This is a genomic window from Psychrobacter sp. 72-O-c, assembly GCF_904846605.1.
GTDB lineage: Bacteria > Pseudomonadota > Gammaproteobacteria > Pseudomonadales > Moraxellaceae > Psychrobacter.
On sequence record NZ_CAJHBI010000004.1, the window covers coordinates 19838 to 33821 of the forward strand.

Here is a 13984-nt window from a genome sequence, read left to right on the forward strand (position 1 = left end):
ACACAACTATAAGATCTAAAAAAATGTCTAAAAATTCATGCTTATGGTAACGAGATACTGATAAAAAAATATCAACCAATAATATTTTATTGGTTGATAGTTATCCGTTATCAAGTCACGTCATTCATTTTTATGGTGATAGCATTGCCTTACTATAAGCTCTTGCTATATGTTCTGGCTATCAGTTGATATCGTTACAACTGAGCATAAATATCGGCATCTTGACCTTCGCCGCCTTGCTGATTATCAGCTCCGAGAGAAAATAAATCATAAGGACGACTTTCGCTACCAGGTGCCACATATTGCATCTCGTTTTCCCAACCATCCGTCGGATAACCACCTTTAATATAGCCACCTTGAGGATAGTTTCTAGCATCGGCAGGCGGTGTGGTAAGCGCTTCTAAACCTTGCGCCGTGGTAGGATAACGTGAATTATCTACTTTATACATATCGAGCGCATTGGATACCGTAGCCAGCGCGGTCTCCGTGGTTTTTACCCGTGCTTTGTCACTTTGTCCGACCACTTTTGGCACTACTAAGCCGGCAAGGATAGCCAAAATCACAATCACTACCATAATTTCAATAAGGGTAAAGCCGGACTGATTCTGACGTCTGTTTATTGGCGTTTGGCGACTGTCAGTGGAAGAGTTGAGTGGCGGTCTGTTTACATTGCACATTTTTATAACATTTAATTTAGTTTGAGTGTTCATAATCATAGGGGCTGTCGTCACTGTTAGATGCTAGCGCTCAAAGGTAAATACTAGCGCTTAAATGATTATCACTATAGACCATGATTTTGCATTTATCTACCATTGCAAACAGATTATTGCTATCTAATTATTACCGTCTGAACTGTCTTTAAATAATCTCAAACAAAATCCTAGCTCTATAGTTTAATAGCCGCGCGCTACCCTATTGTTGTTATTGAGCTATAGTCGATTCAATTTAAAAACGATACAGTGCTACTGGGATGCTACTGCAACAAACGTTTTGCAGCCTCTGTCCCGCTTGCGAACAGCACGCAAGAAAAATTTATACCAGGAACACGTTGCTATACACGACTCTTTTTTATTGTGAACTGACTCTACTCAAAGGTTGTTAAGAGGCAGTGACATTGAGGAAACGCTACCCCCAATATCGGTTACTTCTAACAACGGCTACTATAACCCAACTATTAAGTGACCCGTAGTAAAATTAGCGGTTTGACAACAATATACAACAGCAAGCAAAACTTAAGAAACTTAGTTTATATCTAAACAAAATATTTAGAATCTTTAGCACAGAAATAACGACCAGTTGCAGGTAAAACAGGGAAAGATGAGTGGGCTTTTGTGGGAACGCAAGCGAACGGCCTACATAACAAGATAAGAGACTATAGCTAAGCCGCTTTAAAACAGACACAGGATAGCTGGAAGAAATTTTCGAAGCCTCTGGAGTGACGTAGTCACACAGCAAGCTAGAAAAATTTTTGCCAGTTACCCAAAACCATGTGTGTATCCGTTTTATTTTGAACTGACTATACTAGCAAAAATTCAAAGCATACCTTGGTGAAAAAGCATGCGTTGGTAAAATAGCACTAGCCTGCCAAATCGTTCATATTAACAATCGGCAGCATAACCGCCATCACGATAATCATAACTACCACGCCCATCAAAACCAACATCAAAGGTTCCAGTAACGATAGCAAAGTGCTGATAAAGTTGGTCGCTTCTGCTTCTTGCATGTTGGCCGCGCGGCTTAGCATATTTTCAAGTTCGCCTGAGTTTTCCCCACTTTTTATCATTTGTACCATCATTGGTGGAAAGTATGGTGATTTCTCTAACTGGCTCGATAAACTTCCACCTTCAGTTACCCTGTCAGCAGCATGAATGATAGTTTTTTGGATATGCAAGTTAGTGGTGACCGCAGCACCAATATGTAGCGCCTCAATCAGCGGCACGCCTGAGCGTACCAATATAGCAAGAGTACTGGCAAAGCGCGCAGCATTGAGACCTTTCGATAACCGTGCCAATATCGGCAACTTAAGCACGATACTGTCTATAGTCAGCTTGCCCGCCTGCGTTTGCGCAAAGCGATAAAATAAAAACGCTGTGCCTGCTAATACCAGTAGCATTAGCCACCACCACTGGGTAATTATATTTGATAACGACAGTACTATTTGAGTAATCAGCGGTAGCGCTTGTTCGGATTGCTCAAATACTTTGACGATTTTGGGCACCACAAAGCTCATTAGCCCCATAATGACGCTTATCGCCATTACCATCAACACAATAGGATAAACCATTGCACCTTGGATTTTCTTTTGTAAGGCAAAGCGATTTTCGGTGTAATCTGCCAGCTGATTTAAAATCAGATCGAGATGACCAGACTTTTCGCCAGCCGCAATAGTGGCGATATATAACGGTGGAAAGCTGGTGGCTTGCTGTAAGGCGCGCGCCAAGCTCAGGCCTTCTAGGACATGCGAGCGCACGGCAAGCATGAGGGACTTGATATGGGTCTTTGGCGATTGTTTGGCCACTGCCGCTAGAGTTTCTTCAAGGGGAATACCGGCAGCCAGCAATACTGAAAGCTGACGAGTTAATAGTGCTAGCTCATAAGCAGAAGGTTTTTTATAGCGGCTACGCTGTCGGCCGTTCTTATCACTGACCGGGTTGACCTCGACTGGCGTCCAGTCCTTATCACGCAGCTGCTGGCGCACTTGCCGTGCAGAATCTCCTTCAAGTAGGCCTTTTTGGACACTGCCATGGTCATCGAGCGCTTTATAATGATAAGCGGGCATAGCAGCAGATATCCTAGGGCGGTCAAAAAATAAAGAGTGCGGGCATTGTTAAATGCATAGTCAGTAATAAATAAAATAGATACCCATACGATTTCGTATAGCTGGTAAAAATTTTTCTAGCTTGCTGTGCGACTACGTCACTCCAGAGGCTTCGAAAATTTCTCCCAGCCATACTGTAACCATTTTAAAGTGGTTCAACTGTAGTGATATTAAGTAGAGCTGTGCGCTTAGAAAAGCGGGGTAGAATCACTACTGTCGGGCATCATGCCTTGTAATAACAACACATCTAAATGCTGTTGTTGCAATTTTTTATCGAAGTCATTGACCTCAGCGATCAGCATTTTCTCAATACGCTTATCACTCGCATAGACACTGAGACGGGCACAAATGACGGCCAGCTGATAGATACGTTTTTTACAATAACCGTCAAGACCCTGTAGCAGCCTGACCATATGCGGCGTTTCAAGACTGGCATAATCATAATCGCCAACTACTTGCTCACCAAGCGCGGTGACGCCATAGCTGATAGACAGATGCGCACAAAAATAACAGCTGAATAAATAGCCGACCACATGACCGATATAATAACCACGATCATAAGTAAAGCTACTGACGCCAAAATGACCGAGCACATAGCTATTGAGACTGGCTTGATCTTGGATAGGCTTAGGATGTTTAAGCTTGCCGATAGTAGGGAAGCGTAGCGGATTATGACCATCTTGAGTGGTAAGCTGCCAACCTGCTGGCTGCTGGGCGGGCATATGACGCACAATGTCAGCGATAATATCATCGACCACATGCAACTGCTGCCATAGCCGCTCTAGCGGTTCGGTATCGAGCAGTCCACGCTTATCGAGCTGCTGCGCTAGCAGATAGTGCTGATATTCCGCGAACTGGGTTTTGAGCGTTTGCACCAAATAAGTCGGGCGTGTACTGGCAGACGCTAGATATAACAGCCGAGTACGCTGATGCTGAGCGCGGTAAAGTGCTACCCGCTGGGTTGCGACATTAGTCTCGCTGGTATCAGCATCCAGATTTTTATTAACAGATAATGGAGGATTGGCAGGTAATTGAGGGTTAGCAGATGTTTGAGCAGAAGGATTATTCGTAGAGGGCTGCTCAGACAACGCCATTTCAGAAGACCGCTTCTCTACAGACGGCAAAGTGAATAGCGCTAACAACGCCGCTTTGTCAGGCATCATAGGTAAACGGTTCAGTTGCTGGTCATCATGCTTATTTTTTGGACTGAGCTGATTTTTTTCAAAATCGTTTTTATCTACGGCAGACACAGAATGGCCTTGTTGGCCACTCGGCGTTGCAGTTGGATTGGTTGGTTCAAAGGTCGGTTGAGTCATAATGTACCACCACCAGCAAAAAATAAACGTCACTCAAAGGACACAGTATTGCGGTAAAAACAAACTACCATGCCTAAGTAACTCACTGCTATATAGTACCTGAACCCAAGCACATTGTCAGCTTTGCAAGAGTCAAAAGTCGGTTGGCAACAAAATACTCTAGTCGATTCAAAATCAAAGAGAGTCATTTATAGCAACGTATTACTGGGATTAATTTTTTGCAGCCTCTGTCACATGGGCAAACAGCACGCCAGAAAAATTCATCCCAGTGGCCCAGTAACGTTGTGCCGTTTACAGATTGGATTAACTGTATTAGAAAGTGGTTATTAACAAGAGTGACCAAGAAATCAGCTTTTTTGATATTCCTGACGATACGCTTTTGGGGATACGCCATAGACACGCTTAAACGCTTGGCTAAAGGTTGAGTCTGACGCATAGCCAACCAGCTCACTGATACGGCTAATGCTATTTTGTTGCAAGCGCAAATAACGCGCTGCTAAACGTAAGCGATAATCGATTAAATAAGTCAACGGCGGCATACCAACCGTATCTTTAAAGCGCTGCGCGAAGCTTGAGCGCGACATGCCAGCTACTTCAGCCAGCTGATGAATGGTCCAGCTTTGGTTCGGTGCCTCGTGCATCGCGGCTAGCGCTTTGGTTAAAAACGGGTCTTTTATGGCCTGTAACCAGTTGTCGGTGGCCTCAGGTAAGCTTTCAATGTAAATGCGCAGACACTCAATCATCATAATGCTGGCCCAGTGATTAATTACCGCTGTCCTACCCATGCGCTCGCGCTCGTACTCTAAGGTTAGTAGCTTAACCTCTACATCAATGACGCCAAATCGGCCGTTAGACTCACTGTTAAGCTCGGGCAATATCGAGGGTAATACCGACAGTAGAGGACGGACCATATCCTTGTCATATTTACATTCAATCAAGATTAACGATGCATTTAGGGTAGCGCTGTTACTATTATCGTCGTCGTTAAGCTCAACCACCTTCTCGGTACAGTCAAGCAATCTATCATCTAAAGGTAGCGCGTTATCGCCATTATAATCTAGGGCATAACAAACATGCTGATGGGCGTTAGATATCATGATGGTATCACCGGCATGGGTCTCTCGAATCTCATTTCCCACATCAATACAAAAACTACCAGACACTACTAAGTAAAATAAAATAGTGTCTTTCTTATTAATTGAATACGACCAATTGCCGAGACCATTTAAACGATAATATTTTGTCTCAGATAAATGCACGTTCTCTAATAATATACTAAGTGCGTCCATCCCTTACTTCCTTAACAATTCATGGCTGATTGGACAAACTTGGCAAAATAAACCACCTGATAGGCATAGTACAAGCTAAATATCTTATCGTGGACTGATGTTAAAGATATATATACGCTGAACACATCCTAACAGATTGTTACTCAAAGGAAGCTTCATTTTTTATTAGACAATTACCAAAACGCAGACACAAAAAAATGCCAAAAGTGGCAAGCGCTATTATTTATAATAGGTTTTTAATTGAAAGGCAACGATTAGTAGGTATTAGGGGATATGACAGATAAAGGATAATGCGGAATAAAATATGGGGCGACTGATGGGACTCGAACCCACGACCACCGAGATCACAACCCGGGGCTCTACCAACTGAGCTACAACCGCCATAACTATTGCCAAGAACAGGCAAGATTTGCAGGCTAAATGGTGCGCCTGGCAGGATTCGAACCTGCGGCCACCTCCTTAGAAGGGAGATGCTCTATCCAGCTGAGCTACAGGCGCTCTTAAGGGCTTTTTACATATTCAGACAGCATTTATGATACAAAGTCTAAAGTATCACAAACTAAACCATTATACATAAAAAAAAGCCTGTAAGGCTCTTAAAATAGATGGTCGGAGTGATAGGATTCGAACCTACGACCCTCTGGTCCCAAACCAGATGCGCTACCAAACTGCGCCACACTCCGATGTACTCTATTATCACGATAAGGTGTTGATTAACTGGTCGTTGGCAATGCCGCTAACTGGTTAATGTTCCTCGCTATCGAGGTGCATATATTAAGGGGTAACGGGTCTTGTGTCAACACCTATTTTCAATTAATTTAATAAACTTGCCTAGTTTTTATCTAAATGTCGTGAAGGGCTGTTTTAGCAGGAGAGTTCTCATTCAAAACCAGTTTCATTTAACGATATAGTCAGTACTAAATAAAGTAGATACGCACATAGTTTCGTATAACTGGCAGAAATTTTTCTAGCTTGCTGTGTGACTGCGTCACTTTTCGAGCCTTCGAAAATTTCTGCCAGCCATACTGTGTTCGTTTTAAAGTGGCTCAACTATAGCTTTCATTTAACGACAGCTTTTGTTTAGCAATAATCGTTATTCACTACTTATATCTTGGGCCGGCCAACCGTTGAGCGTTCCGGTCAAAACATTAAACGGCATGAGCCATAGCTTAGCGTGAGTTGGAACATCGCTGTTAGCATCACCGTCAGTATTAGTATTAGTATTAGCATTAGCATTAGCATCGTTATCGAAAAGAACTTGTTGGCTTAGCGCTACTGGTTGCCGAGTATCATTTATTACTGGATAGACCAGCCAGCTGTGTTTTGCCTGATAAGCCTGCGCGTAGCTGGTCAACTGATAAGCATCACTAGCGCTAACAGCACCTGAATGAGACAAATGCTTCCATTTAATATCAACAACATGGCTATAAACGCGATCATGCATACGCGCGCTATCGGCTATAGTATTATGAACAGCAGGCCGATAAATCAATAGGTCGGGACGAATAGACAGGCAAGCTTGCCCGTCAGTATCGCTTAGCCATACTTTTTGCGGTTGATATAACGGCCGATAACTAGGATCAATCTGATTAAAGATGGCTACTATACACTGGCTTGCCCACTGCTCAAAAGCTTGGTTCATATCAATCAATAAGCACAAACGCGGTTGAGTTGTAGTCTGTGTAGGTAACGTCTGAGGACTTAGACTGCTACCTGTAGCCGCGCTTGATTGTTGCAATAACCAATAAGCCAAGTCTAATAATCGCTGTGCTGCCTGTAATTGCTGCTGACTTAACGGCTGGACATTGAGCTGACGCTTTGCTTGACCATATAGCAACTCTAATTTACGCCGTTCATGATGACTTAGCGCTGCAATCTGTCGCCACGGTGATAAGGCTAAGGAGAATAAGGTAGCTGCTTTTATGTGATGGCTATCATAGCCATTTTTATTGTTGGCACGATTAGTACAACTAGCTCGTCCATACTTTAGCTGACCATTCATCATTGATTCGACTAGCAGCAAGGCGCTTTTAATCAATCGATTGCTTAGCATGTCTTGGCTCAGCTGACTGGTCTCACACACAAACTTATGTGGTTGCGTGCTATTACGCCGCAATTGCTCTTTAATGAGTAGCTTACCTTGTAGCGCTGATTGGTTGTGAATTTGCTCTTGATAATGCTTAGTAGGCTGATAACCGGACAGACGCTGTAAAAACTGCGTGACTAACCACTCTGACAATGGCGGTGCTGGTATCGATAAGGGCGCTAAGTCATCACTCAATTGACCTAAGTTTTTAGCGCTGGGCAGCTTGTTGCTATTGCCATCTATCAAATCAGACAGCATGCGCTGTACCCACTGACGCGTCTGTAGGACGTCGCTATGCTGGCGTGACTGCCGTGTACGACTTGACTGTTCTTCTGCAATAGACTTTGGCAATATCTCTAGGGTCATACCACTAGGCAGTAAAATAATGCCAATATAGTGCCCAACTTTAAGTTGCCACTGCCCGCGCCGACGTTTAATAGTAAATAGTGCGAACTCTTGCGCCAGCAACCAAGTAAAGTCAAATGCTTGCACAAAGTCATGAGCTGTTAAGCGCTGATGCTCAAATACGGTGATGATTGTAGGTTCAGCTACAGATGACATAGCTTTACCTAGCCTAGTATTACTTGCGGTGCCGTCGTGATTGTTCATCATCATTGGCATTAATATAAACGCTGATACACAGATGGCAGCACAAACTCGCCTGTCTTTGCGATAAAGTCTGGATTAATCAGATAACCGCCAGCGTTCATAGATTGCCCCAAAAAAGCGTTTTGATCGGCAAATATTTGATCTTGAGCCATAATATTGGGCTGATCGTTTGGATAGTTATTTATCGTGTTATTTATCATGGCTTGGCTATCGTGAATAAATTGCGCGCTATGAGGTTGCTGCTCGTCTTTAAACAGATATTGCAAGACAGCAACTTGCCCGCCAGCAGCTTGCGCTAATTGGGGAATGATTTGTTCAATCAACGCTGTTTGTAGCTGGGTTAAATTCTGTACTGAGAACAAAAAGGCGTGACCCAATTGCGCTTCTTGTCCTAAGGTTTGCAGGATGCGAGTGTTTAGACCTGTTAACAGCTGCGCCAAATCTATCGTTGTCGATAGCTCATGGTCTTCGGAGTTTTTGGCAACGTTGATAACCGGTAATAGCTCCGGCTGCGGTGGGCAATCAATAAAGCGAAAACGTCGACGCAATGCCATATCAAGTGGCGCTAGTGAATGATCTTGAGTATTCATGGTGGCATAGATGTCAATATTGGCAGGGACGCTAAACGCGCGACCAGAATAGGCTAGATTGACTTGCATAGCATTTGGTAGCCCAGCGCGCTTGTCGGGCTCAATTAAACTAAGCAGCTCACCGAATACCCTTGAGACGTTGGCGCGGTTGATTTCGTCGATTAGCATGGCATAGCGCTGCTCAGGATCAGCCGCCGCACGACGGCATAGCGTCAGAAACGCGCCATCTTGGATATCGTAGCTCATTTGTGCGTGTTTATTGCTGCCCATAACCGGTCGAATACCTTCTACAAACTCTTCATAACCATAGGCTTGGTGAAAACTAACCATGCTAAAACGCTGCTTGTTAAAACCCTGCTGCTGCTTAGTATTATCAAGTTGCGCCTGCTTAAACTCTGTTAGCTGCTGCGATAGTTCTGCTAACAACTCTATGCTCTCCGGCAATAAATACCACGCTCCGCTGTTATCTTTATCGAAATAAGCTTGGCTAGCCCGGTTTTCACAACTGACCGTTTGAGACGCTGCCGGACTGTGCATTTGCAACACTGACCATGCGGTGCTGCTTAAGTTTTTATCACGTTCATTGTGTGACGCTTTGGCAATATAAAACTCATGTGCAACAATTTCAGGAACTTTCAACAAATCTTGCCGTTGGGTTTGGAAATCTAAAAATATCAAGCAAGTCACTTCACGCCAGCTTAAGCCGTGTAGCAACTGTATGAGCAACTGGTCATCGTCCGCTCTAGGCAGATGGTCTGTATATTGCTTAGCGATTTGCAGCAAGCGGTAAGTTTTACCGGTGCCAGCGACGCCAGTATAAATAATATTGGTAGGCTCAGTAGTGGACATATCATGCATAGTTGAACTCAGCGTCTAGAAAACAGATAAAAATAAAGCAGTAAAATAAATGAGCGGAATGCGCGCTAACAAACAGTGAAGTCGAGTTTTCGTTACCTTACTCATACTTTATGAGTCTTTTATGAGCATGGCAGTTTATGCTAATAATGGCAGGTATGTGCAGGTTAATGTACCATTATCCCACTAACCTAAATTGAGGAATTTTATATGTCAGGATTATTAAAAAAACTACCTACTAAACTGTCTACGAAATTGCCAGCCAAAATCTCTGACGCCCTCAGTCCGCAAACGGAGAAACCAAGCAGCACGACTCTTAAGCCTATCAGCAACCAATTTACCAAACTGTTGTCTATTACTAAATATTTGCCTGCCAGTGCACGTTCAACAATTTTATCCAAAGCTTTTGGCAAAGTCGTGCCGTATGTAGGCACCACCGGTATTTGTTATGAAACAGTCGATCCCAATCAAGTGGTGGTTAGCTTAAATAATAGCAAAAGTGTACAGAACCATATCGGCTCTATTCATGCGGTGGCGGTGACTTTGCTTGCTGAGACCGCCACTGGATTTATCTTAGGATTGAACTTACCTGCCGACCGCGTACTGCTGATTAAATCCTACTCAGTCAATTTTTATCGTCCGCTTAAAAAAGGTCAAGTGGCCGCGATTGCTACTTTATCGGATGAGCAGCGCTTACATATTTTAAATACGCCCAAAGGTGAGATGGTCATCCCATGCGTCATCAATGACCGCGAGTCTGATAGCGAGCGTGATCCTATCGTCGTTGAGATGACCTGGGCTTGGATACCCAAATCTGAATTAGAAGCACGTCGTCAGGGTAAAAGTCGTAAAAAAACTGAAACTGAAACTGAAACTGAAACTGAAACTGAGCAAAGTCATTAAGGCGTGTTGAACATCAACGGATGATAAGAATTAATAAAGCCTAATCTCAAATACTGTATTAAACGCATTAATAATAAAACACATCAATAATAAGGAGACAGCAATGTCTAATGTTACCAATAAACTGACCATAAATTTATCAAAAGCCTTACTCATGGGTGTTTGCTCATTAGGGCTTGCTGTAAGCGCTACAGCGGCTCCGGTTGCGACAAACACAACTCTTAGTAAATCTTCACCGATATTTCTTGGTGATGGCGGTGAATATCCGTTTTCATCAGCCGTTCGGGTGGGCGATACTTTATACATGTCTGGCCAAATTGGCTTTAAAGACGGCAAATTAGTCAAAGGCGGTATCAAAGCCGAAACCAAGCAAACATTAGATAATATTCAGGCGGTCTTATTACAATATGGTTATCAAAAGTCAAACATTATCAAATGTAGCGCCATGCTCACTGATATGGACGACTTTAGCGACTTTAATAAAGTCTATCAAACCGAACTCGCTAAGCCCTATCCTGTCCGCTCAGCCTTTGGGGTAACAGAATTAGCGGCCGGTGCTAGCGTTGAGATTGAGTGTATGGCAGCGAAATAATTAACCACTCTAACCTTTATGCAAAAGCTTAATATAGTTAATCTACTTGGAAATGGATACAGCATGACTGGGAGAAATTTTTGCAGCCTCTGGAGTGGCACAGCCGCACAGCAAGCAAGAAAATTTTTACCAGTTACGCGAGTTTATATATTGTATTTATAATATAGCCAATCACTTTATCAACCCTTTCTAGTCAATCAAAGCGTCATCCGTTAGGGCGCTTTCTTTGGTTACCCGCAACACTTCCTCTAACGTCGTCCGTCCTGCTATAACTTTACGTAGACCATCGGCGCGAATCGAGGGTGTCTGTTGCCGAGCATAGGCTTCTAGCTCATACTCTGCGGTATTACTATGAATCATACGCCGTAAGGCATCGTCAACGGGAACCACTTCATATATCGCTGTCCTGCCCTTAAAGCCAGACTGATTACACTTGTCACAGCCGACCGGTCTGGGCAAATTAATTGCTGTCTCTACTGAATTAACATCTTCTACTTTAATGCCATCTACCGCAATACCAATTTCACTAAATAGCTTTGCCTGTTCAGGATCGGCGGATTGCCAGGTATGACAATGTGTACAGAGTGTGCGAACTAGCCGCTGCGCGATTACCCCAATCAGTGACGACGATAATAAGAATGGCTCGACGCCCATATCTTGTAGGCGAGTCACGGCACCAATCGCACTATTAGTATGCAAGGTGGATAAGACCAAATGTCCAGTTAGCGACGCTTGCACTGCAATCTCAGCGGTCTCAATATCACGAATTTCACCAACCATCACCACGTCAGGATCTTGCCGTAACATCGCCCGCAGACTCTTAGCAAAGGTCATGTCGACCTTATTATTAACTTGCGTCTGCCCGATACCATCGAGCTGAAACTCAATCGGATCTTCAGCGGTTAATATATTGCGCGTTTGGTCATTCAGATCGGTCAAGGCAGCATATAAAGTGGTGGTTTTCCCTGAGCCCGTAGGACCAGTGACTAAAATGATGCCATGCGGACGATGAATTAAGCGCTTAAGCTCACTATAGTCATTATCGGACAATCCCAAATAAGTCATATTAAGATGACCCGCTTGTTTATCCAATAAACGCATTACTACTCGCTCACCAAAGCTCGATGGCAAGGTTGACACCCTCACATCGACTTCGCGCCCTGCCAATCGTAAGCTGATACGCCCATCTTGCGGTACCCGCTTCTCAGCGATATCGAGCTTGGCCATAACTTTGATACGCGAAACCAGTAGCGGCGCTAACTGACGTTTGGGGGTGATAATTTCTTTCAGTTCACCATCAACCCGAAAGCGCACTACCAGCCGCTTCTCAAAAGTCTCAATATGAATATCTGAAGCATTAAGACGAATGGCTTCGGACAATAGCGCATTAATCAGGCGAATAATAGGCGCATCATCCTGCTGATCCATCAAATCTTCGGTCTCAGGGACGCTATCGGCTAAACTATCAAGGTCTGGATGGTCTTCAAGGCCAGCGGCAATGTGCTGCGACTCGCCAGTGTTACCCGCATAAGCAGCATTCATACGTTTTTCAAAGTCGTTCGGACTGACGCTGTCATAAGTTGGCACACCGCGCACGCCTTGTTGCTGTAAAAACCGCACCGCCTCATTAATAGCAGATAATGGCGTGGCGGTAGTGAGTACCAATGTCGGTGGCAGCTCAGGATCAATCGCAAGAATAGCCAAAAGCTGATGGCGTTTCGCAAAACTGTACGGCAATTGCATCATAAAGACGACCTGATAAATAAAGATAACTAAAGAATTAAAGACATAAAAAGCGCTGCATGCTTAAATGGTTGAGCGGGGTAAATATTAAAGTAAACATACATGAGTTTGTTATAATAACATTTTGTTTTGTTCGATTAGCAAGACATTCACAACGCTCACTTATTTGTTAAATAGAATTGTCATTTGCATGATATCGTTGGTATCTTACATTAACTTTTAATTTGATATTTTATTCATTTTCTATATTTTATAACTGATTTTATAGCTGATTTTATAACTATTAGTTATTAGGATTCCGTATATGTCACAAGCCATGAACCAAGCTACGACCACTGCTACCGACCAAACCTCTCTTGCCCAAGATACTTTTACCGTTGGTAGTCGTACGTTTTCGTCGCGACTGCTTGTAGGTACAGGCAAATATAAAGACATGACCGAAACTGGCACCGCTATCGCCGCATCAGCAGCTGAAATCGTGACCGTTGCCATTCGCCGTACTAATATTGGCCAGAACAAGGATGAGCCTAATTTACTTGATGTCATTTCGCCGGATAAATATACGATTTTGCCTAATACTGCTGGCTGCTACGATGCTGAAAGCGCAGTGCGTACTTGTAAGCTTGCTCGTGAGCTACTTGGCGGGCATAATTTGGTCAAGCTTGAAGTATTAGGCGATGAAAAAAGCCTTTATCCCAATATCATGGAAACCCTCAAAGCGGCAAAAGTGCTGGTTGATGATGGCTTTGAAGTGATGGTTTATACCTCAGACGACCCTATTGTCGCGCAAGAATTAGAGAGTATGGGCTGCGTAGCGATTATGCCGCTAGGTAGCTTGATTGGTTCTGGTCTTGGTTTGCTGAATCGCCATACGTTAAGTTTGATTATCGAAAACGCTAAGGTACCTGTGCTGGTCGATGCCGGTGTCGGTACCGCATCAGATGCCGCGATTGCTATGGAGCTTGGTTGTGATGGTGTGCTAATGAACTCAGCGATTGCCAATGCTCAAAACCCAGTACTGATGGCGCAGGCGATGAAACACGCAATTTGGGCCGGACGTGAAGCGTTTTTGGCCGGACGTATGCCGATGCGTCAGATGGCACAGGCTAGCTCACCACAAACCGGATATTTTTTCCAATAGAGCCAATTTTAAATAGCTTTTACCATAATATTTTTAGCAAAA

Annotated in this window: 10 protein-coding genes and 3 tRNA genes; 3 read left to right on the forward strand and 10 right to left on the reverse strand. The window is 43.7% G+C overall.

The features are described 5' to 3' along the window. Positions 1-194 precede the first annotated feature (194 nt). The 9 genes from gspG to JMX97_RS01935 all read right to left on the reverse strand — a co-directional run bounded on the left by gspG (position 195) and on the right by JMX97_RS01935 (position 9566). Entirely contained in the window at positions 195-677 is a 483-nt protein-coding gene (gspG, locus tag JMX97_RS01895) for a type II secretion system major pseudopilin GspG (RefSeq protein WP_201554630.1), read from the reverse strand. Positions 678-1576: 899 nt separating this feature from the next. Beyond that, complete coding sequence (gspF, locus tag JMX97_RS01900) at positions 1577-2779, reverse strand: type II secretion system inner membrane protein GspF (RefSeq protein ID WP_201554632.1); 1203 nt, start codon at positions 2777-2779, stop codon at positions 1577-1579. A gap of 227 nt (positions 2780-3006) precedes the next feature. Next, positions 3007-4134, reverse strand: a complete 1128-nt coding sequence (locus JMX97_RS01905; RefSeq protein WP_413786382.1) for a hypothetical protein — start codon at positions 4132-4134, stop codon at positions 3007-3009. A 347-nt stretch (positions 4135-4481) separates the two neighbouring features. Then, a complete protein-coding gene (locus JMX97_RS01910; protein ID WP_201554634.1) occupies positions 4482-5423 on the reverse strand; it encodes an AraC family transcriptional regulator in 942 nt (313 codons plus the stop codon). Positions 5424-5728: 305 nt separating this feature from the next. Then, a tRNA-His gene (locus tag JMX97_RS01915) sits at positions 5729-5804 on the reverse strand. Between the two features lie 40 nt (positions 5805-5844). Continuing rightward, positions 5845-5921: transfer RNA gene (locus JMX97_RS01920), tRNA-Arg, on the reverse strand. 108 nt (positions 5922-6029) lie between these two features. Then, positions 6030-6106: transfer RNA gene (locus tag JMX97_RS01925), tRNA-Pro, on the reverse strand. Positions 6107-6516: 410 nt separating this feature from the next. Then, positions 6517-8070, reverse strand: a complete 1554-nt coding sequence (locus tag JMX97_RS01930) for an McrC family protein (RefSeq protein WP_227671406.1) — start codon at positions 8068-8070, stop codon at positions 6517-6519. A 59-nt stretch (positions 8071-8129) separates the two neighbouring features. Continuing rightward, on the reverse strand, positions 8130-9566 hold the full coding sequence (locus tag JMX97_RS01935) for an McrB family protein (protein ID WP_201554647.1): 1437 nt from the start codon (positions 9564-9566) through the stop codon (positions 8130-8132). 207 nt (positions 9567-9773) lie between these two features. Here JMX97_RS01935 and JMX97_RS01940 point away from each other — a divergent pair, with 207 nt between their 5' ends. Both JMX97_RS01940 and JMX97_RS01945 read left to right on the forward strand, forming a co-directional pair. Beyond that, complete coding sequence (locus JMX97_RS01940; protein WP_201554649.1) at positions 9774-10466, forward strand: DUF4442 domain-containing protein; 693 nt, start codon at positions 9774-9776, stop codon at positions 10464-10466. Between the two features lie 103 nt (positions 10467-10569). Continuing rightward, positions 10570-11058, forward strand: coding sequence for a RidA family protein (locus JMX97_RS01945; protein WP_201554651.1), 489 nt, complete (start codon positions 10570-10572; stop codon positions 11056-11058). Between the two features lie 189 nt (positions 11059-11247). Here the strand turns inward: JMX97_RS01945 and gspE are convergent, their stop codons facing one another. After that, entirely contained in the window at positions 11248-12804 is a 1557-nt protein-coding gene (gene gspE, locus JMX97_RS01950) for a type II secretion system ATPase GspE (RefSeq protein ID WP_201554653.1), read from the reverse strand. Positions 12805-13117: 313 nt separating this feature from the next. Between gspE and JMX97_RS01955 the strand changes: the two genes are divergently transcribed. Beyond that, complete coding sequence (locus JMX97_RS01955) at positions 13118-13942, forward strand: thiazole synthase (RefSeq protein ID WP_201554898.1); 825 nt, start codon at positions 13118-13120, stop codon at positions 13940-13942. Positions 13943-13984 lie beyond the last annotated feature (42 nt).